At 68.6% G+C, this 17,542-nt stretch carries 17 protein-coding genes; 9 read left to right on the top strand and 8 right to left on the bottom strand.

Annotated features, from left to right (window positions below; genetic code table 11):
- Positions 1–69 precede the first annotated feature (69 nt).
- A complete protein-coding gene (locus ACFPJ1_RS14460) occupies positions 70–1,149 on the bottom strand; it encodes a fatty acid desaturase family protein (protein WP_380104126.1) in 1,080 nt (359 codons plus the stop codon).
- Between the two features lie 250 nt (positions 1,150–1,399).
- Between ACFPJ1_RS14460 and ACFPJ1_RS14455 the strand changes: the two genes are divergently transcribed.
- The 3 genes from ACFPJ1_RS14455 to ACFPJ1_RS14445 all read left to right on the top strand — a co-directional run bounded on the left by ACFPJ1_RS14455 (position 1,400) and on the right by ACFPJ1_RS14445 (position 3,793).
- The gene (locus tag ACFPJ1_RS14455; protein ID WP_380104125.1) at positions 1,400–2,698 is read left to right on the top strand and encodes a sensor histidine kinase; all 1,299 of its coding nucleotides are present in this window, start codon (positions 1,400–1,402) and stop codon (positions 2,696–2,698) included.
- Positions 2,650–3,297 carry a response regulator gene (locus ACFPJ1_RS14450; RefSeq protein WP_380104124.1) on the top strand — a complete coding sequence of 216 codons (648 nt, stop codon included), beginning with the start codon at positions 2,650–2,652 and terminating at the stop codon, positions 3,295–3,297. The genes ACFPJ1_RS14455 and ACFPJ1_RS14450 overlap by 49 nt, the downstream gene beginning before the upstream one ends.
- Before the next feature lie 79 nt (positions 3,298–3,376).
- A complete protein-coding gene (locus tag ACFPJ1_RS14445; RefSeq protein WP_132190884.1) occupies positions 3,377–3,793 on the top strand; it encodes a YciI family protein in 417 nt (138 codons plus the stop codon).
- Positions 3,794–3,814: 21 nt separating this feature from the next.
- Here ACFPJ1_RS14445 and ACFPJ1_RS14440 read toward each other — a convergent pair whose 3' ends face one another.
- Complete coding sequence (locus tag ACFPJ1_RS14440) at positions 3,815–4,642, bottom strand: helix-turn-helix domain-containing protein (RefSeq protein ID WP_380104123.1); 828 nt, start codon at positions 4,640–4,642, stop codon at positions 3,815–3,817.
- A 50-nt stretch (positions 4,643–4,692) separates the two neighbouring features.
- Between ACFPJ1_RS14440 and ACFPJ1_RS14435 the strand changes: the two genes are divergently transcribed.
- The gene (locus ACFPJ1_RS14435) at positions 4,693–5,481 is read left to right on the top strand and encodes a phytanoyl-CoA dioxygenase family protein (RefSeq protein WP_380104122.1); all 789 of its coding nucleotides are present in this window, start codon (positions 4,693–4,695) and stop codon (positions 5,479–5,481) included.
- On the opposite strand, the gene ACFPJ1_RS14430 is transcribed toward ACFPJ1_RS14435, so the two are convergent.
- Positions 5,460–6,545 (bottom strand): hypothetical protein, encoded by a 1,086-nt coding sequence (locus ACFPJ1_RS14430; RefSeq protein ID WP_380104121.1) that lies wholly within the window; start codon positions 6,543–6,545, stop codon positions 5,460–5,462. The genes ACFPJ1_RS14435 and ACFPJ1_RS14430 overlap by 22 nt on opposite strands.
- Before the next feature lie 196 nt (positions 6,546–6,741).
- On the opposite strand from ACFPJ1_RS14430, the gene ACFPJ1_RS14425 reads away from it, so the two are divergent.
- Positions 6,742–7,944, top strand: a complete 1,203-nt coding sequence (locus ACFPJ1_RS14425) for an NAD(P)/FAD-dependent oxidoreductase (protein WP_380104120.1) — start codon at positions 6,742–6,744, stop codon at positions 7,942–7,944.
- A gap of 14 nt (positions 7,945–7,958) precedes the next feature.
- Complete coding sequence (locus ACFPJ1_RS14420) at positions 7,959–8,855, top strand: RNA polymerase sigma-70 factor (RefSeq protein ID WP_380104119.1); 897 nt, start codon at positions 7,959–7,961, stop codon at positions 8,853–8,855.
- Positions 8,856–8,909: 54 nt separating this feature from the next.
- Here ACFPJ1_RS14420 and ACFPJ1_RS14415 read toward each other — a convergent pair whose 3' ends face one another.
- The 4 genes from ACFPJ1_RS14415 to ACFPJ1_RS14400 all read right to left on the bottom strand — a co-directional run bounded on the left by ACFPJ1_RS14415 (position 8,910) and on the right by ACFPJ1_RS14400 (position 12,418).
- Positions 8,910–10,688, bottom strand: coding sequence for a 3-hydroxyacyl-CoA dehydrogenase family protein (locus ACFPJ1_RS14415; protein WP_380104118.1), 1,779 nt, complete (start codon positions 10,686–10,688; stop codon positions 8,910–8,912).
- A gap of 64 nt (positions 10,689–10,752) precedes the next feature.
- Entirely contained in the window at positions 10,753–11,205 is a 453-nt protein-coding gene (locus ACFPJ1_RS14410; RefSeq protein WP_380104117.1) for an NUDIX domain-containing protein, read from the bottom strand.
- Positions 11,202–12,098: a class I SAM-dependent methyltransferase gene (locus ACFPJ1_RS14405; protein WP_380104116.1), complete on the bottom strand. Its 897-nt coding sequence runs from the start codon at positions 12,096–12,098 to the stop codon at positions 11,202–11,204. The genes ACFPJ1_RS14410 and ACFPJ1_RS14405 overlap by 4 nt, the downstream gene beginning before the upstream one ends.
- Positions 12,095–12,418: a hypothetical protein gene (locus ACFPJ1_RS14400; RefSeq protein ID WP_380104115.1), complete on the bottom strand. Its 324-nt coding sequence runs from the start codon at positions 12,416–12,418 to the stop codon at positions 12,095–12,097. Before ACFPJ1_RS14400 ends, ACFPJ1_RS14405 begins: the two co-directional genes overlap by 4 nt.
- 72 nt (positions 12,419–12,490) lie before the next feature.
- Here ACFPJ1_RS14400 and nucS point away from each other — a divergent pair, with 72 nt between their 5' ends.
- Entirely contained in the window at positions 12,491–13,150 is a 660-nt protein-coding gene (gene nucS, locus ACFPJ1_RS14395) for an endonuclease NucS (protein WP_380104114.1), read from the top strand.
- A 114-nt stretch (positions 13,151–13,264) separates the two neighbouring features.
- Here nucS and ACFPJ1_RS14390 read toward each other — a convergent pair whose 3' ends face one another.
- Positions 13,265–14,977 (bottom strand): M4 family metallopeptidase, encoded by a 1,713-nt coding sequence (locus ACFPJ1_RS14390; RefSeq protein ID WP_380104113.1) that lies wholly within the window; start codon positions 14,975–14,977, stop codon positions 13,265–13,267.
- Between the two features lie 427 nt (positions 14,978–15,404).
- Between ACFPJ1_RS14390 and ACFPJ1_RS14385 the strand changes: the two genes are divergently transcribed.
- Positions 15,405–15,686 (top strand): HU family DNA-binding protein, encoded by a 282-nt coding sequence (locus ACFPJ1_RS14385; protein WP_380104112.1) that lies wholly within the window; start codon positions 15,405–15,407, stop codon positions 15,684–15,686.
- Positions 15,687–15,717: 31 nt separating this feature from the next.
- Entirely contained in the window at positions 15,718–17,538 is a 1,821-nt protein-coding gene (glmS, locus tag ACFPJ1_RS14380) for a glutamine--fructose-6-phosphate transaminase (isomerizing) (RefSeq protein WP_380104111.1), read from the top strand.
- The last annotated feature ends 4 nt before the right edge of the window (positions 17,539–17,542 follow it).

Raw genomic sequence — 17,542 nt, 5'->3', positions numbered from 1 at the left:
ACTCGCTGCTCCTCACGGAGTGCCGGATTCCCCTTTCAGCAAAGGAGGATCACCGTCGGGCGAGAACCGTTACCGGATGCGCTGCTCTTCTCGAGCCTCCGAGCGGACCTCGGCGCGCAGTTCGGCGCCGATGTCGTGCATGTGGCCGAGGCCCATCCGGTACGACTCGACCACACCGGTGTTCACGTACCGCATCCCAATCCGGTCGCAGTAGGCCTGCACCATCGGCTGGGCCAGCCGCAGGTTGGCTCGCGGCATGCTCGGGAAGAGGTGGTGCTCGATCTGGTAGTTCAGGCCGCCCATCATCCAGTCGACGACCAGGCCGCCGCGGACGTTGCGCGAGGTCAGCACCTGCTTCTCCAGGTGGCCCCAGTCGGTGTCGCTGTCCGGCATCTCCATGCCCTTGTGGTTCGGGGCGAAGACGCTGCCGAGGTGAAGTCCGAAGAGCGCGTGGTGCAGCGCGGCGAAGGCGATCGCCTTGCCGGGCGACATGATGAGGAACAGCGCACCGAAGTACAGGACGAGGTGGGCGGCGATCAGGCCGAGCTCGACCCGGGCCTCGCGGCAGCGGCGCTTGCCGATCAGGAAGGACACGCTGGAGACCTTGAGGTTCAGGCCTTCCAGGGTGAGCAGCGGGAAGAAGATCTTCGCCTGGTTGCGGGTGAGCCAGCCGTACAGGCCGGTGCGGCCCTCGGCCTGCTCCAGCGTCCAGACCAGGATGCCCTCGCCGACGTCCGGATCCTTGTCGGTGTGGTTCGGGTTCGCGTGGTGCCGGTTGTGCTTGTCGTTCCACCAGCCGTAGCTCATCCCGCAGAGCAGGTTGCCGTGCACCATCCCGATCATGTCGTGCAGCTTGCGGGAGCTGCTGATCTGCTGGTGACCGGCGTCGTGGCCGAAGAACGCGGCCCGGGTGGTGAGGATCGCCAGCGGGACCGCGAGCAGCAGTTGCAGCCACGAGTTGCCGAGCAGGATGACGCCGGCCCAGGTCGCGGCGAGCAGGATCACGTTGAGGGTGATGGCGATCACGTACGACGCGGTACGCCGCTCCAGCAGCCCTGCTTCCTTGACCTCGCGCAGTAACGGAGCGAAGTCGCTGCCCTTACCGGCTGGGCGTTTACGGGTAGGCGCAAGGGCAATGGGCTGTGCCATCGGTTCCTCATCTCATCAGCGGTGGGGAGGCCTAGGCGTACAGCCGCGGCCACCATAGTGCATCCAGCCTCGATGCCCCAGCCGGTGAAAACATGAGTGCTACTACCCGGGTATGCCGGGGTGCAGGGTCCCACAGGAGGTAGGCCTAACACCACTGAGCCCGGACTGACCCTCCGTCATGATGGTGATTGCCGGGCCGCAGTGGGCGCCGGTGAGAGGCTCATACTGAGCTCAGAACGGGAGAAAGAGCATGACGATGGCGCAAGCGGCCCCGAGGCCGCCGATGCGGTTCCCACGGCTGGCGCAGCCTTTCATCGCGCTCGGCCTGGCGATCCTGGCTGAGCTCGGCATCGCCTTCTTCGTGCTGAACGTGGTGGCGGTGCCGCTGATCGCGGTCTGGGTCGGCATCCCGATGCTGCTGGTGTTCGTGCCCTGCACCCGCTGGTTCGCGAACTGCCACCGCACCCTGCTCGCGAGCTTCACCGGTACGCCGATCCAGCGTCCGTACAAGAAGCCGCCGATGCCAGGGGTGCTGATGTGGCTGCGGACCACGCTGAGTGACCCGGCCACCTGGCGGGACATCGCGTGGTTGCTGGTGAACGCAGTGATCGGTTTCACTCTGACCCTGCTGTCCGCGGTGCTCTTCCTGGCCTCGGTGTTCTACCTGATCTACCCGTTCCTGGTCTGGGTGACGCCGGACGGGGTGTTCGACGAGCCGTTCGGTGGGCTGTTCACGCTCAACGTCGCCACCGCGTTCCTGATGATCCCATTCGGGTTGCTCGCCTTCCTGATCTGGACGGGTGCCGGCGAGCGGCTGCTCAAGGCGGACGCGTACCTCGCCCAGTCCCTCCTCGGCCCGACCGAGAGCGCCAAGCTGGCGATCCGGGTCCGCGAGCTGGCCGAGTCCCGGGCCGAGACCGTCGACACCCAGGCGGCCGAGCTGCGCCGGATCGAGCGCGACCTGCACGACGGCGCCCAGGCCCGGCTGGCCGCCCTGAGCATGAACCTCGGCATGGCCGAGGAGATGGTCAACCGCGACCCCGCCCAGGCGGCCGCGCTGCTGACCGAAGCCCGCGAGTCCGCCAGTACTGCGCTGTCGGAGCTGCGTGACCTGGTCCGCGGGATCCACCCGCCGGTGCTGGCCGACCGTGGACTCGAGGGAGCCGTGAAGGCGCTCGCGATGAGCCTGCCGTTCAAGGTAGACGTGACGATCGACCTGCCGGGCCGGCCGCCCGCGCCGGTCGAGTCCGCAGCGTACTTCGCGGTGGCCGAGGCGCTGGCGAACGTGCTCAAGCACGCGGCGGCGACCACCGCGTGGGTCCAGCTCACCCATGAGAAGGAGCGGCTGCACATCCTCGTCGGCGACGACGGTGTGGGCGGCGCCACGGTCCGACCCGGCGGCGGTTTGTACGGAATCGAGCGGCGGCTGGCCGCCTTCGACGGTACGTTGACGGTGGCCAGCCCGACCGGCGGGCCAACCACCGTGATCATGGAGTTGCCTTGCGAGTCGTCATCGCTGAAGATCACGCCCTCCTCCGGGACGGCCTGATCCGGCTGCTGGAAGCCCACGACTTCGAAGTCGTCGAAGCCGTCGACAACGGCCCCCGGCTGGTCCCGGCGCTCGTCGAGCACCGGCCGGACGTGGCCGTTGTCGACGTCCGGCTCCCCCCGAGCTTCACCGACGAGGGCCTGAAGGCGGCCATCGAGGCCCGCCGCCAGGTCCCCGGCCTGCCGATCCTCGTGCTCTCGCAGTACGTCGAACAGCTCTACGCCCGGGAGCTCCTGACCGGAGGCGGCGGCGCGGTCGGGTATCTGCTCAAGGACCGGGTGTCCAACGTCGCCGAGTTCCTGGACTCGGTCCGCCGGGTGGCAGCCGGCGGCACCGCGATGGACCCGGACGTGATCGGCCAGCTGCTCGCCCGCAACACCCGCGACGAGCCGATCGGCCGGTTGACCCCGCGCGAGTCCGAAGTACTGGGCCTGATGGCCGAGGGCCGCTCGAACGCCGCGATCGCCAGTGCCCTCTTCGTCACCGAGAAAGCGGTCAGCAAACACACCAACAACATCTTCGCCAAGCTCGACCTGCCCCCCTCAGAAGACGACAACCGCCGCGTGATGGCGGTACTCACATATTTGTCTTCCCGGTGATGTAGAGAACGTTGCGCGGGCTTCGTCCCTCGGGTGAGAGCGCATCAAGAAGGTGCGCAGTATTGATTGGGAGTCAGAGATGACCAAGTTCCTGCTGATTGTCGACTACAACCCTGGGGCGATCGACACGCCGATGACCGAGTGGGCGCCGGAGGAGATCAAGGCGCACATGGATTACTACGGCGCGTTGAACGACGAACTGCGGGCCAGCGGTGAACTGGTGGATCTGCAGGCGCTGACCGGGCCGGAGCTGGCCAAGGTGGTGACGTCGAACGGGGTGAACGCGCCCGTGGTGACCGACGGACCGTTCGTGGAGTTCAAGGAGATGCTCGCGGGGTTCCAGGTGGTGGACGTCGAGTCCGAGGAGCGGGCGATCGAGATCGCGGCCAGGGTCTCGCAGGTCCCGGGCCCGGGCGGCGTACCGCTGGAGCAGCCGATCACTGTTCGCCGGGTGATGGGCGACGCCGACTTCGAGGAACTCAACCCCCTGGGCTGAACCCCGTACCGAGCAGAAAAGTCAACGACGCCTGTACTCCGTGGGGCTGAGCCCGGTGTGGCGGCGGAACCGCGTAGAGAAGTACAGGGGATTCGGGAAGCCTGTCTCGGCGGCGACGGAGGCTATTGGTCGGGTGGTCAGTTCGAGCAGGCGGCGGGCTGCGTCGAGTCGGCGGCGTTCGACGAACTGCTGTGGGGTGACGCCGAGTTGAGTGCGGAACAGGTGGGCGAAACGCGAGATGGACAGGTTGCTCGCCCGGGCCAGGGCCGCGACGGTCAGGTCACCGCGCAGGTTGCGGTCGACGAACTCGATGGCACGCAGCAGCCGGTCGTCGAGCCGGGCAGCCTTGGGGTTCTGCGTGTCGCACCAGAGGAGAGCTGCTTCGAGGGCGTTGAAGGCGAGCGGTTCGCCTTGTGGCAGGACGCTGTCCTGGTGCCGGACCGCGTCGGACAGGGCGCGGGCGATCCGGTCCGCCACGGTCGGGCTGGGGAAGAGCCGAAGGATGCCGGGGGCAACCAGTGGCCAATCGAGCAGCGGCAACCAATCGGGCCTGGGATGGAAGTGCGCGAAGAGAAAGTGCCAGCGCCCGTCCGATGACCGGCCCAGGGCTGTGCCGTAGTCCTGACGGGTGCCCGGCTGGATCAGGATCGTGGTACCCGGTCGGGCGATCACGTCCTCACCAGGCGTGCCGATGCGGCCCTCGCCGTCGAGGGTGTGGAACAGCAGCCAGTCGGTCGTCCCCCGGCGCCGGTAGGTCGCATACCCCGGGCCCTCGTCGAACTCGCCCGCCAGCAACCGGCGTACGGTCGGGGTGAAGGAGTCCGGTGTAGCAGGATCTCGAAGGTTCACAGCTCGATAGACTATCCACACGCTCGCGGCCTTGGCGGATGCTTTCAGGTATGACGAGCACTGTTGCAGAGGTGTACGAGCGGGACGGGATCGTGCGGGTCCCCGGCCTGCTCAGCCCGACCGAGGTCGAGCAGATCAAGTCCGCCTACATGACACAGGTCGCCGTGGACCACTCGCTGGCGATCGACGACGGGGTACCGGCCGAGGACCCGCTCGCGCAGTACCCGCGATTCGTCCACCCGCATCGCAGGACCGACGTCGAGGCCGGCCGGCTGGCGCTGGAGTTGATGCTCGACAACCGGATCCTCGATGTGGTGACTACCTTGATCGGCCCGGCCCTGGGTGCCCAGTCGATGTTCTACTTCAAGCCACCGGGCGCCCGCGGCCAGGCGATGCACCAGGACAACACCTTCCTCCGCACCCACCCGGAGACCTGCCTCGCTGCCTGGATCGCGATCGACGACGTGGACGCCGAGAACGGCGGCCTGGCCGTGGTCCCCGGCTCCCACCAGGTCGAACTCGTCTGCCCGGAGCCGGCCGACCTGACCGAATCCTTCACGGACGCCGAAGTCCCGGTCCCCGACGGCATGCAGAAGGTACAGACCCGGATGCGCGCGGGCGACGTCCTCTTCTTCCACGGCAGCGTGGTCCACGGCTCCCGCCCGAACTCGAGCCCGGACCGCTTTCGCCGCGCGCTGATCTTCCACTACATCCCCGAGGAGAGCGTGGAGATCGCGGCCTTCTACAACCCCTTGGTCCGCCCGGACCGGCGCACGACCGTCATCCCCGAAGCCATCGGCGGCGGCCCCTGCGGCGACTACGCCGACGCCGAGCCCTGAGCGGCGAAGAGGCGGATCACCTCGTCCAGCCAGTACCGGGGTGACTCGGCCCAGGCTGCCGCTTCGAGTTCGTCGGCAAGCACCAGCAACCGGTGCCAGGACACCGTTCGATGCACCGCGTGCAGCGGACCAGCGACCGCCAGCTCCGTTCGCAGGACGTCGAGCGGTGCCAGGTCCGACCACTCCCCCAGGTAGGCGTCGGTGAGCTGGTCCAACCTCGGGTCGTCCTCCGGCCAGGTGTCGCTGTCGTCGGGGTCGACCAGTGCCGCTCGGACAGATGCCACCGTCGCGAAGGGGTGACCCCAGACCGCGTCGGCGAAGTCGAAGAACCGGAACGGCGCCGTGGGATGCGCGCCGAAGACGTTGTAGACGTGCAGGTCGTTCTGGTCCAGCGCCATCGGGACCGCGCCGGTCAGCCTCGCACCCCATCCGGCGAGGGTGTCACCAGCCTGCCGTACGCCGCCCATCGTGGCCCGGTCCAGTCGCAGCGGGTGATCGTTGCTGAGCGCATCGAACCAGTCGGCCACGCCATGCACCGCATCGGCCAGCCCCGACGGTGCCAGCGGCGTCAATCCGGTGGCGAGCAAACGTTCCTCGACCCCGATCGTGGCGCGCTGCAGCCCGGCGTACTCGGTGACGAGCCGGCGCCACAGCGGCAGCCGGCCCGCGTCCGGTACCTTGTCGTCGAGTGTCGGACCCTGGTCCGCCGTCAGCATCCAGCCGTGCTCCGGCTCGATCGCGAGTGGCGCGACCACGTGCTGCGGAAGAGCCTGGGCCATCGCTGCCACCAGTGCAGCCTCGAACGACTGCCCCGGGTTGTTCTCCTTGAACCAGAACAGACCGTGATCGGTCGAGTAGCACCAAACCGCCGCCCAGAAGCGGATCTTGTACGGCACCGGAGCACCGGTCACGACGATCCCCGCGTCCGTCAGCCGGCCCCGCACCCAGCCATCCGCTGCCGCGAACCAGTCGTCGCCGGTCCAGCGCCGGACCCAGTGCCCACCGGCGTCGTCCTTGAGTGACCGCGGTCGCGGCGGACTCCGACGCTCTCCGGGCAACTCCACCTGTCGAGCCTACTGGCATGCAGGCGAGCCGGCTCACCGGTCTCTCCATCCGTCGGCCGGCGACCGTGAAGACCACCTCCTGCGCGTCGGCGCTGATGGACACGCCCCGGGGTTTGTCAGCTCCGGGGATCCGCTTTGTCACAACCGACGGAGAACCGGTGTCTTTAAGGCTGCACTTTGGAACGAAGGAGTTGCCATGACTGAGAACACCGATGTCATCGTGGTCGGCGGCGGATACGCCGGCGTGATGGCGGCCAACCGCCTGACGCGGCGCGGCGGCGTGAAAGTGACCCTGATCAACCCTCGTCCGGCCTTTGTCGAACGGATCCGCCTGCACCAGCTCGTCACCGGGTCGGACGACGCGCTGGTGGACTACCAGCAGGTTCTGGCCGGCGGCGTCGGGCTGGTGGTCGACACCGTGACCCGGATCGACGCGGCCGGGCGTCGCGTGACCTTGGCGAGCGGCTCCAGCCTCCACTACGACTACCTGATCTATGCCGTCGGCAGTGGCAGCGCCGCCCCCGATATGCCCGGCGCGGCGGAGCACGCGTACCTGATCGCGACCCTGGAAGAGGCACAGCGGCTGCGGCCGGTCCTCGACGCCGCGCCCGCATCGGCCGCGCTGACAGTGGTGGGAGCCGGGCCGACAGGCCTCGAAACCGCTTCCGAGCTGGCGGAGCAGGGCCGGAAGGTGACGCTCGTGTGCGGAAAGGTCCTCGGGCCCTACCTGCATCCGCGTGCTCGACGCTCGGTGGCCCAGCGGCTCGCCAAGCTCGGAGTGACCGTGCTCGAAGGCCCCGGCGCGACGGTGACCGGCGTGACCCATGATGCGGTCGAGCTCGCCGACGGCCGCGAGTTGCCCAGCGACGTGACCATCTGGACCGCCGGATTCGGCGTACCCGATCTGGCTGCCCGCAGCGGGCTGAGCACAGATGCCTTGGGGCGGCTGCTCGCCGACGAGACGCTCACGAGCGTCGACGACGCACGCGTCATCGCCACCGGGGACTCGGCGGCACCATCGGACCTGCCGGTGCGGATGAGCTGCCAGTCCGCGATGCAGCTGGGCCCACAGGCCGCCGAGACCGTGCTGAGCCGGATCGCCGGCAAGCAGCCGAAGAACTTCAGCGTCGGCTTCTTCGGCGAGTGCATCAGCTTGGGACGCCGCGCCGGGGTCGTCCAGGTCGCCCGGAAGAACGACGCCGTGTCCAGGGCGTACTACGAGGGCGGCCGGTCCATGGCGATGCTCAAGGAGGCTGTGTGCTGGAGCACCGTCTGGCAGTTGAAGCAAGAGGCGAGCCGACCCGGCCAGCTGGATCTCTGGTTCAAGGATCGCCAACGCCAGAAGGTGCTGCGGGCTAAGGCCGGCAAGGCGCCGGCGGACGCCGGCCAGGCGGCCTGAGGAGAAGGGCCGAGATGAGCGACCAAGCCGGGGACCCGGCGACCGAGGCCTTCGTTGCCCACCGAAACCTGCTCTTCACCGTCGCCTACGAGATCCTCGGATCGGCGGCCGACTCGGAGGACGTGCTGCAGGAGACCTGGCTGCGGTGGGTCAAGGTCGATCTGGACCAGGTACGCGATCAGCGCGCATACCTGATCCGGATCACCACCCGCCAGTCGCTCAACCGCCTGCGCACCTTGCAGCGGCGCAGGGAGGCGTATGTCGGTCCCTGGCTGCCTGAGCCGCTGCTCACCGCACCGGACGCGGCCGCGGACGTCGAGCTGGCCGAGAGTGTGTCGATGGCGATGATGCTCGTCCTCGAGACGCTCTCGCCGACCGAGCGCGCCGTCTTCGTGCTGCGCGAGGTGTTCGAGGTCGGCTATGACGAGATCGCGGCGGCCGTCGACAAGACTCCGGCGGCCGTACGCCAGATCGCGCACCGCGCCCGGCAGCACGTCGATGCCCGCCGCCCTCGCAAGGTGGTCTCCCCGAGCGAGGGGCAGGCGGTGCTGGCGGCCTTCCAGCGCGCGGTCGAGGCCAGCGATCTGCAGGGCCTGCTGGACGTGCTCGCCCCCGACGTAGTCGCGGTCAGCGACGGCGGCGGGCTCAAACTCAGCGCGCTTCAGCCGATCGTCGGCGTGGAGAAGGTGATCCGCATGTTCGTCGGAAGCATGCAGAAGATCGGCGGCACGCTCAGCACCGAACCGACCGTGATCAACGGAAGCCCGGCACTGCTGTTCAGCTTCGACGGAGAGCTCGACGGCGTTGTCGCGCTGCGGATCGAGGATGCCCGTGTCACCGGCATCTACTACGTCCGGAACCCGGAGAAGCTGTCCCGCCTCGAGTCCGAAACCCCGCTCACCCTGCACTGAGCTGAGCACCAGGCCCGCGCACCGTCGGCCAGCCGTACGGCGCGGGCCTGCCCCTCAGCTGGTGTAGTCGCGGAAGCCGCGGGAGGTCTTGCGCCCCAGGTAGCCGGCGGTCACCAAGTGCTCCAGCAGCGGCGCAGGAGCGAAGCCGGGCTCGCGGAACTCCAGGTACAGAGTGCGCTGGATCGCGAGCGACACGTCCAGGCCGACCACGTCCAGGAGCTCGAACGGCCCCATCGGAAGGCGGCAACCGAGCTTCATGGCAGCGTCGATGTCGTCGACGCCGGCGTAGTGCGCCTCGAGCATCCGGACCGCGTCGTTCAGGTACGGGAAGAGCAGGGCGTTGACGATGAAGCCGGCCCGGTCGCCACAGCGGACCGGGTGCTTGCCTGCGGCAACTGCCAGCGCGGCCACGCTGTCAGCGACCTCCGGCGAGGTGCTGACGGTGCTGACCACCTCGACCAGCTTCATCACCGGCGCGGGGTTGAAGAAGTGCAGGCCGACCACGTCCGCGGGCCGCTTGGTCGCCATGGCGAGGTCGATCACCGGCAGGCTCGACGTGGTGGTCGCCAGGATCGCGCCCGGCTTGCAGATCTCGTCGAAGGTCTCGAACAGCGCCTGCTTCACGCTGAGCTCCTCGACCACGGCCTCGATCACCAGATCGGCGGACGCGAGGTCGTCGAGCCGGGCGGTCCCGGTGATCCGGGTCAGCGCCGAGTCGCGCTCCTCCGAGGAGAGCTTGCCGCGCTGGACGCCCTTCTCCAGCGAGCGTTCGAGCCCGGCCCGGACCCGGTCGACCTTCTCGGTCCCCCTGGCGACGTACAGCACGTCGTACCCGGCCTTGGCGCAGACCTCGATGATGCCGACGGCCATCGTCCCCGAGCCGACCACGCCCACCTGACGGATCGGACGGAGCGGCGTGTCACCGGCATCGGTGCGGGGGGTCAGGTCATCGTCGACGACGACCGGCGAGTCAGGCGCTTCGTAGGTGTAGAAGCCGCGCCCCGCCTTGCGGCCGAGCAGTCCGGCGGTAACCATCTGCTTGAGGATCGGGGACGGCGCGTGCAGCCGGTTCCGCCCCTGCTTGTACATCGTGTCGAGGATCTCGTACGCCGTGTCGAGGCCGATCAGGTCCAACAGCGCCAGCGGGCCCATCGGGTAGCCGCAGCCCAGCCGCATCGCCGCGTCGACGTCCTCGCGGGTGGCATAGTGCGACTCGACCATCGAGACGGCGTGGTTCAGGTAGCCGAAGAGCAGGGCGTTCGCGATGAAGCCGGCCCGGTCGGCCGCGACCACCGGCACCTTGTCGAGGCGGCGGGCCAGCACGAGCACGTCCTCGACCACGTCCGGCTCGGTGACGACGGTCTTGATCACCTCGACGAACTCCTGCACCGGCGCCGGGTTGAAGAAGTGCATGCCGACCACACGGCGCGGGCGCTGGGTGGCCACGGAGATCTCGGTGACCGACAGCGAGGAGGTGTTGGTGGCCAGGATCGCGTCGTCGCGGACCACCTTGTCCAGCGCGGCGAAGATCTCCCGCTTCAGCTCGAGCCGCTCGATCACGGCCTCGATCACCAGGTCGCAGTCGGCCAGCGCCTCGATCTCGGTGGCGAAGGTGACCCGGTCGAACAGCGCCTGCTGGTCCTCGACCGACAGCTTGCCGCGCTTCACCGCCCGGTCGGTCGAGTGCTGGATGTGCCCGCGGCCGCGTTCGACCGCCTCCTCGTCGCGCTCCACGCCGACGACGCTCAGCCCGTGCCGGGCGAACACCTCCGCGATACCGGCACCCATCGTGCCGAGACCGACAACTCCCACCGTCTTCAGATCGCGCGCCATGGCTCGAAGTGTGCCAGTCGCCACAGTGGTCTGGACATGAGGTGTGTCACCAGCGAGGGCAACCTCACACCTCTTCGAAGGCCGCCGGAGTGTTCTCCCAGGCGTCCAGGAGCCGCTCCAGGTCCGGTGCCGCCTCCAGCGCGGCCGCGATCAGCTTTGGCCGCACGTCCTGTACTGCGAGCTGCCGCGGCTCGATCCACACGGCCCGGTAGCTGCCGCTCTCCGACTCGGCCGGGCTCGACATCTCCTCCCCCGTGCCGGACCCGAAGTCACCGTTGAGGATCTCGGCCCGGTAGTACAACTGCGTGCTCAGCCCGAAGTGCACCACTGCGACGAGTCCTCGGATCTTCACGATCACCCCGAGCTCCTCGTAGGCCTCCCGGGCGGCGGCCTCCACCGGATTCTCGTCGTCCTCGACCTGGCCGCCGGGCAGTACGTAGTACGTCCTCCCCTCCCGGACGCGCTCGATCGCCGCGACGCCCAGCTCGGTGCACAGCACGATCCCTGCCCGGATCACGCGGTCGCCAGGACGTAGAACCAGCCGCCGACCCGCGATTGGTGGCGCTCCAGGTGCAGCACGGTCCAGCCGGTGTCGGTAAGCAACTGCCGCAACGGTTTCTCCTGCCACATGGTGAAGTGCCGTGGGAGATCGAGATACCGGTTCGACCACTCGTCGCCGTCACCCTCGCGTGTGGTGAAGGCGAGCAGACCCGCCGCCTCCCGCGCCTTCCGCAGTACGACGGCCAGCTGGTCGGGGTCGAAGTGCAGGAACACGGCATCGGCGAAGACCACGTCATAAGGCCCGCCGAAATCGTCCACCAACGCGTTCAGCTGGTCCGCCTCGAACCCGTCCGCCCGCATCATCTCGACGAACGACCAGGCCGCGTCGGTACGCCGTACGCGATAGCCGCGCTCCTCCAGCTCCACGGCATCCCGCCCGGTCCCGCTCCCCAGCTCCAGGACGGTCGCGCCCGGGCGGAGCCGGTCACCGGCCAGATCGAGAAGCTCCAGCAGCGGGTCATTGGGATCACGCGGGATCGACTCCCGGAACCGATCCGCCGCCTGCTCGTAGGTGGCCAGAGTCACCTCGTTGGCGCTCGGCAGGATCGACCACCCGTCGCCGTCGTGCTCGATCACCACGCGGCCGGCCGGCAGCGTGATCGGCAGGTCCAGGGTCGGGGCGATCACCGCGACCGTCTCGCCGCGATGCTGATCCGCGATCTCCCTGAGCACCTCGTCGCCGGGCCCGGACGGCAGCGCCACCAGCTGGACCCCCAGGTTCGCGGCGAGCAGTCCGGCCGGCTCCTCGGCATCCGAGCTCGCGTAGACCCGGGCGATCCGCTCGCCCGTCAGGCTGCCCCGGTAGGCGGGCGGCAGGACGATGAGCCGCGCCGGGCACATCAGGTTCATTCGCGGACGAACTCCAGGGCCTGCTCCGCGAACTTGGGCCAGCTGGCCGCGTGCTCGAGCGGGACGACCACCCACTCCTTCATCGGCCGGCCCATGCCGGGGTCGAAGTGCTCGGCACCGGCCAGCGCGAGCGCCTCCTCGCGCGGTTCGGGCGGCAGCTTGAACGTCATCGCGTCGCCGTACAGCCCGGCGAGCATCTTCTTCTCGATCTTCAGGCACGGCATCCCGAACATGCTGCCCTGCACCACCCCGGCGGGCTCCAGCCCCACCGCGACCGCCTCGTACTCCGTTCTGGCCCGCAGGCTGATCTTCGGCTTCATACCGGCAGCTTCTCAGCAACACACCCCACGCGCCATCAACCCCACCCTCACAGTGCACTACCGTGCTTCTTCGTGCGCCTGGTGATTGCTCGTTGCTCAGTGGACTACTCCGGACGGTTGACCGCCCATCTGCCGATGGCGCCGCGGCTGTTGATGGTGAAGGCGGACGGGTCCGTGCTGATCCACGCCGACGGCGGGTCGTACAAGCCGCTGAACTGGATGTCTCCCCCGTGCAAGCTGACGGAGGAGGAAGGCGTCTGGAGCGTCACCAACAAGGCCGGCGAGGAGCTGCGGATCACCTTCGAGGAGGTGCTCAGCGACTCGTCGTACGAGCTCGGGCTCGACCCCGGCCTGATCAAGGACGGCGTCGAGGCGCATCTGCAGGAACTGCTGGCCGAGCACGTGCACACGTTCGGCGAGGGGTTCACCCTGGTGCGGCGCGAGTACCCGACCGCGATCGGCCCGGTCGACCTGCTCTGTCGCGACGCGGACGGCAGGCACGTCGCCGTCGAGATCAAGCGCCGCGGCGAGATCGACGGCGTGGAGCAGCTCACCCGGTACGTCGAACTGCTGAACCGCGACCCGCTGCTCGCCCCGGTCCGCGGCATCTTCGCCGCCCAGCTGATCAAGCCCCAGGCCCAGTTCCTCGCCACCGACCGCGGGCTGGAATGCGTCACCGTCGACTACGACGCCCTCCGCGGCATGGAATCGGACGTCCTCCGGCTGTTCTGACCCGTTGACAGCTGATGTCGGTAGGGAACGGTTCAGCGTCGGTGACCGGTGGCTGCACAGGTTCCGGTGAGGACGGCGGATCGGCCGTCCTCACCGGACTTTGACGAAAGGTGCTCAGCAGGCGACCACCGCGTCCACGGTGAAGCCCTGGGCTACCACGGCTGGGTCGGTCAGCAGGCGGACCGAGCCGGTCGGGGTGGTGATGCACGGTGAGGTCGCACCGTTGCGATCCGTACCTGTGTAGCGGGCCAGTTCGTTGCCGGCGCCGTCGGACACGATGACGAAGTCGAAGTCCTTCTCCGTGTCGAGCAGGCTGAAGTGGAACGCGAACCCGCCGGTGCCGTTGTCGTAGGTCCAGGTGCAGTCGCCGTTGTTGCCGTACGGGTGCGGTGACCCGAACGGGATGGTGGCATCTGGGTCGCTCAGGCAGGGCGGCGGCGGCGGAGTGGCAGGCGTACAACCGGAGTGGACGCCGACCGCTGCCCAGGCGGCGCTGACCGCGGCCTGGCTCGATCCCGCTACCGCGACGGTGGAGTTGCGGGCGTCGCAGAAGTTCGCGAACTCAGGCAGGCTGGTGAATCCGTCGTAGAAGACCTGCGCGGCTCGGTCCAGCCCAATCGCCGGCACCGTGACATCGCAGTCCGCCGTGTGCGTGTGACCGCTCAGGCTCCCGCCACAGCCGACGTTCTTGCCGCCGTTGACGGCCAGGTAGTAGGCGTGGTTCGGGATGCCGCTGTTGGAGTGCACACCACCGTTGTCTGCCGTCGTCACGATGAATTCGCTGAAGTGGTCCGGATCGGCGTCCTCCTGCGGATCGCCCATGTTCCGGAAGCCCAGTACGATGTCCGGTGCTTTGATGACGTCCTCGCCGATCAGCCAATCCGGCGACCCGGCCGGGTCCCGGCGGTTCTGGGCCGCGTAGAACTCGATCGTGTTGCCCATCATGTCGCTGAAGGACTCGTTCAGCGCCCCGGACTGGTTCTCGTAGATGAGGTTCGAGGTGAACTCGGTGACGCCGTGGGTGAGCTCGTGCCCGACCACGTCGAGGCCGCCGGACAGCGGCAGGCAACTGGTTCCGTCGCCGTCGCCATACGTCATCTGCACGCCGTTCCAGAACGCGTTGCAGTAGCGGTTCGCGAAGTGCACGGTCGAGATCAGCGGCATGCCCTTGTCGTCGACGCTGTTCCGCCCGAAGACGTCGGCGTAGAAGTCGTCGACCACGGCCGTGTAGTAGTGCGCGTCCACACCCGGCGCCTGGCTGGGCGACAGGAACTTCGGCTTGTTGAAGGTCCAGTGGTCATCGCTGTCGGTCATGATCGCGCCGGGCTGCACCTGCTTGTTCCCGGCGTCGTACGTCTCCTGGCGGCCATCGGCCGAGCGCAGGAAGAAGGTGCTTCCGATCCGGATGGTGGAGAACGTCTTGGGGTCGCCCTTCACTCCGGTCCCGTCGCCGTGCGCGACCGCGTCGTACTGCTTCTTGACCGTGCCGGAGGTGGCGTCGACCCACTGCACCCAGCGCTGATCCGCGCGCTGGCTCACGACCTGGTGGAAGAGTCGCCCGTCCTTGGGATCGATCCGCAGCGCGGACGACCACTTGCCGGCGGCTCCGACCCGCTTCGCCGCGATTCCGCGGGCGCCCGCGGCCGACACCGAGGCACTGTTCTTGGCTTTCAGGCCCGGGAAGTACGCGCCGACCACGGCGGTGGTCCGGCCCGACTTGTCGGCCAGCACGGTCAGCTGGCCGCCGAGGACCCGGGCGGCGCCAACCATCTGCTGGTAGTGGGTCTGGGTACCGCCACCGGCCCGGTCGGCTGTCCAGACTCTCACCATCCCCGGCGGTACGGCGAAGGTACGGGCATCAGTTCCGGACAGGGCCGGTGGCGGTACCCAGACCCACTACCAGCAGATGGTTGGCGCCTGCCTGGCGGTAGCGGTAGTGCCGCCGGCAGTGACCAGTGCGAGGGCCGCGATCGCGACCGCGACTGTTGGTCGGTGCATGACAAGGCCTTCCCGGTCGAAGGGACATCGACGGGTCGGCCGAACTCCAGCCCCGAGAAGTCGCCCGTACAAGGCCAGTCGTACGCCTGGCTCCGGATACCGGCAAGACCGGGCGCGTCGATTTCACTCGGGCCGGGTGACAGGAGTAGGGTCCACGCCCGGTACCGGTCTGGTTATCTTCTGTCAGAACAGCGAAATTTGCCCGATTTCGGGCAAGACCTTGGCGGTGGACCCAAAGACACTGCACAGTTGACGGGTGATCAGTGAGGCGGCGGCGGGTCCGGTAGACGAACTCGTCGAGCAGATCAGCCGTACCACCGGACTGACGCCGGACGACGCGCGACGGGTCGTCGCCGACGTACTGGCCTACTTCACCGAGACGACCGAGGAGTACGTCCGGCGCCGGCACCGCGAACTGCAGACCTACGGCGCCCGCAACGACGAGATCTTCGCGCGGCTCGGCACCGAGCTCCGGCACTGGCCGGTCCGCTCACCTGAACTGTCTACCCGGCAGCTACGACGGATCGTCTACGGCTGACCGGCACCATCTGAGGCGAAAGGAACCATCCATGTGCGGAATCGTCGGGTACGTCGGCACCAAGCCGGCCGCGCCCATCCTGGTCGACGGCCTGGCCAGGCTGGAGTACCGGGGATACGACTCGGCGGGTGTCGCCGTACTGGGGTCGAGCGAGCTGAAGGTGCACAAGGACGCCGGCCGGGTGCGTGAGCTGGAGGCGTCGCTGCCGAAGCGGTTCGGCGGCAAGCTCGGCATCGGCCACACCCGATGGGCGACCCACGGCGGTCCGAGCAAGGACAACGCGCACCCGCACGCCAGCGGCAACGAGCGGATCGCCGTCGTGCACAACGGCATCTTCGACAACGCCGGCGCGCTGCGCGCGCAACTCGAGGAGGCCGGCGTCAAGCTGCGCTCGGAGACCGACACCGAGGTCCTCGCGCACCTGATCGAGCAGTCCGAGGGCGCGACCCTCGAGGAGAAGGTGATGGCCGCCCTGCGCCGGATCGAGGGCACCTACGGCATCGCCGTGATCGACCTGGACTTCCCGGACCGGATCGTGGTCGCGCGCAACGGCAGCCCGTTGATCCTCGGCATCGGCGACGGCGAGATGCACGTCGCTTCCGACGCGGCCGCGCTGATCCGCTACACCCGCCAGGTCGTCTACTTGGACGACGGCGAGCTGGCTACCGTCCGCGCCGACGGCTACCGCACCTTCACACAGGACGCCGCGCCCACCAACAAGACCGCCAAGACGGTCGAGTGGGAGGCCGACGAGTACGAGCGCGGCCTGCACGAGCACTTCATGATGAAGGAGATCCACGAACAGCCGGACGCGGTCGGCCGGGCCATCCGCGGCCGTCTGGACGAGCGCTTCCACACCGTCCACCTGGGCGGCCTGAACATGGACGCCCGCGAGGCGCGCGAGATCAAGCGGGTCAAGATCCTCGGCTGCGGTTCGGCGTACTACGCCGGCCAGATCGGCGCGCAGTTCATCGAGGAGGTCGCCCGGATCCCCGCCGACGCCGAGCCGGCGTCGGAGTTCCGCTACCGCAACCCGGTGGTCGAGCGCGACACCCTGTACATCGCGGTCAGCCAGTCGGGCGAGACCCTGGACACCCTGGTGGCCGTCCAGGAGCTCAAGCGCAAGGGCGGCCGGGTGATCGGCCTGGTGAACGCGGTCGGCTCCAGCATCGCCCGCGAGGTCGACGGCGGTGTCTACCTGCACGCCGGTCCCGAGGTCTCGGTGGCCTCCACCAAGGCGCTCACGAACATGGCCGTCGCGTTCGCGATGCTCGGCATCCACCTCGGCCGGATCCGCGACGTCTCTCCCGCCGACGGACGCCGGCTGATCGAGGGCCTGAAGAAGATCCCCGCGCAGATCCAGGCGATCGTCGACCAGGAGGAGACGCTGGCCGAGATCGCCAACCGGCTCGCCAAGCACGAGAGCCTGTTCTTCGTCGGCCGGACCCGCGGCTACCCGGTCGCGCGGGAGGGCGCCCAGAAGCTGAAGGAGATCTCGTACCGGCACGCCGAGGCGTACCAGACCTCCGAGCTGAAGCACGGCCCGCTGGCGCTGATCTCGCCGGACGTGCCGAGCGTCGCGATCGTCCCGGACGACGAGCTGTTGGACCGCAACGTCGGCGCGTTGCACGAGATCGCCGCCCGCTCGGGCCCGCTGTACGTCGTGACCCACCCGGGCGTGGAGATCCCGGCCGGCGCGGCCGCGGTGATCGTGGTACCGAAGAACGAGCCGGAGCTCGACCCGATCCTGCTCACCATCCCGCTGCAGATCCTCGCGTACTACGCGGCGGTCGCGCTCGGCCACGACGTCGACAAGCCCCGCAACCTGGCCAAGTCCGTCACCGTCGAGTAGTCGC

The sequence above is a fragment of the Kribbella qitaiheensis genome (assembly GCF_042657745.1).
Classification (GTDB): Bacteria; Actinomycetota; Actinomycetes; order Propionibacteriales; family Kribbellaceae; genus Kribbella; species Kribbella qitaiheensis.
The sequence above is the reverse complement of the archived record's forward strand: the minus strand, read 5'-3'. Positions and strand labels throughout refer to the sequence as shown.

What these genes read in the sequence shown, in the direction of transcription:
- ACFPJ1_RS14460 (WP_380104126.1), bottom strand. Translation starts at nt 1,149, where the DNA reads ATGGCACAGCCCATTGCCCTTGCGCCTACCCGTAAACGCCCAGCCGGT.
- ACFPJ1_RS14455 (WP_380104125.1), top strand. Translation starts at nt 1,400, where the DNA reads ATGACGATGGCGCAAGCGGCCCCGAGGCCGCCGATGCGGTTCCCACGG.
- ACFPJ1_RS14445 (WP_132190884.1), top strand. Translation starts at nt 3,377, where the DNA reads ATGACCAAGTTCCTGCTGATTGTCGACTACAACCCTGGGGCGATCGAC.
- ACFPJ1_RS14435 (WP_380104122.1), top strand. Translation starts at nt 4,693, where the DNA reads ATGACGAGCACTGTTGCAGAGGTGTACGAGCGGGACGGGATCGTGCGG.
- ACFPJ1_RS14425 (WP_380104120.1), top strand. Translation starts at nt 6,742, where the DNA reads ATGACTGAGAACACCGATGTCATCGTGGTCGGCGGCGGATACGCCGGC.
- ACFPJ1_RS14420 (WP_380104119.1), top strand. Translation starts at nt 7,959, where the DNA reads ATGAGCGACCAAGCCGGGGACCCGGCGACCGAGGCCTTCGTTGCCCAC.
- ACFPJ1_RS14415 (WP_380104118.1), bottom strand. Translation starts at nt 10,688, where the DNA reads ATGGCGCGCGATCTGAAGACGGTGGGAGTTGTCGGTCTCGGCACGATG.
- ACFPJ1_RS14405 (WP_380104116.1), bottom strand. Translation starts at nt 12,098, where the DNA reads ATGAACCTGATGTGCCCGGCGCGGCTCATCGTCCTGCCGCCCGCCTAC.
- ACFPJ1_RS14400 (WP_380104115.1), bottom strand. Translation starts at nt 12,418, where the DNA reads ATGAAGCCGAAGATCAGCCTGCGGGCCAGAACGGAGTACGAGGCGGTC.
- glmS (WP_380104111.1), top strand. Translation starts at nt 15,718, where the DNA reads ATGTGCGGAATCGTCGGGTACGTCGGCACCAAGCCGGCCGCGCCCATC.